The organism is Streptomyces sp. CBMA123, assembly GCF_014596465.1.
Lineage (GTDB): Bacteria > Actinomycetota > Actinomycetes > Streptomycetales > Streptomycetaceae > Kitasatospora.
Genome location: NZ_MECK01000487.1, coordinates 1 through 1,257, shown reverse-complemented (window position 1 = coordinate 1,257; position 1,257 = coordinate 1). Strand labels below are relative to the sequence as shown.

At 78.4% G+C, this 1,257-nt stretch carries 1 protein-coding gene and 1 pseudogene; both read left to right on the top strand.

Going from position 1 to position 1,257, the window contains the following annotated elements:
• Window positions 1–219 (top strand): annotated as a pseudogene (locus BG452_RS34940) (M56 family peptidase); the annotation flags it as partial.
• A 194-nt stretch (window positions 220–413) separates the two neighbouring features.
• Window positions 414–1,257, top strand: an 844-nt coding sequence (locus BG452_RS47895; RefSeq protein ID WP_188308359.1) for a GAF domain-containing protein, incomplete at its 3' end; no start/stop codon positions are given.

Sequence of the window (1,257 nt, the reverse complement as noted above, 5' to 3'; positions counted from 1 at the left end):
CTCACGCTGGTCGCCGCCGCCCACTCCGGCCCGGTCCCGCGCCGCGTCGCGGCCCTGCTCCAGCCCCGCCCGGCCACCACCCCGGCCCATCGGCTGCGGGCCGTCGCCCTCGCCCTGGCCGCCTGCCTGGCCCTGACCACCGGCGCCACCCTGGAGGCCACCGCCGACCTCCACCACACCGTCGAGGCCGCCCAGCACGAGCCCGGCACGGAGCGCTAGAACGGGCCCCGGCGGGCCGGCCGGGGCCCACCGCAGACCCCACCCGGCGCACCCCGCACGGCCGCCGGACGGGTACCGTACCGACCGGTATGCGGACTTGGCAGACCCCATCCCCACACGCCCACCGCACCCGTACGCTTTCGTCAGCGCGTCGACCCCGGCGCGTCCTCGAACGGCGGCGAGGAGCAACGCGAGTGCGGCAGACCGGACGGCAGTCCCGACGACCAGAGCGCCGCACCCCGCCGACCGCGGCGGAACTGGCCAAGGTCCACGAGCGCACCCTCGCCGACGCCGCCGCCCGCGAACTCGCCCTCCCCGAGACCGGCGGGCCCGGCACACCGCCCCGCCCCGGCCGGCTCGAACCCCGCCCCGAGATCGGCGACTCCTGGGCCCGGCTGCGCCGCCTCGGCCTCGACCCCGACAGCGGCGCCGCCACCGTCCTGCTCGGCCCCGCCGAACTGGAGCAGCGCCGCCGGTCCAGCGGGCTCGACAACGTCATGCCGGTGCTGCGCGAGACCCTGCTCGAACCGGTCGGCCAGGCGCCGCTGATCCTCGCCATCGCCGACGCCGAGGGCCACGTGCTCTGGCAGGAGGGAGAGCGCGGCCTGCGCCGCAGCGCCGACCGGATCGGCTTCGTCACCGGCGCCCGCTGGATCGAGGAGACCGTCGGCACCAACGGCATCGGCGTCGCCCTGCGCGCCCAGCGCCCGATGCACGTCCACTCCGCCGAGCACTACCTGCGCAGCCACCACACCTGGACCTGCGTGGCCGCGCCCGTGCACGACCCGGCCACCGGCCGGCTGGTCGGCGCGATCAACCTCAGCGGCCCGGCCCACAACGTCCGCCCGTACCTCCTCCAGCTCACCGCCACCGCCGCCCGGCTCGCCGAGACCGAGCTGCGCGCCCACCGGCTGGAGGCGCTGAACCAGCTCCGCACCCTCGCCGCCCCGCTGCTCGCCCGGGTCGGCGGCCCGGCCCTGGTGGTGGACGCGGCCGGCTGGACCGCCGCCTCCGCCGGGCTGCCGCCGCCCAGCCGGC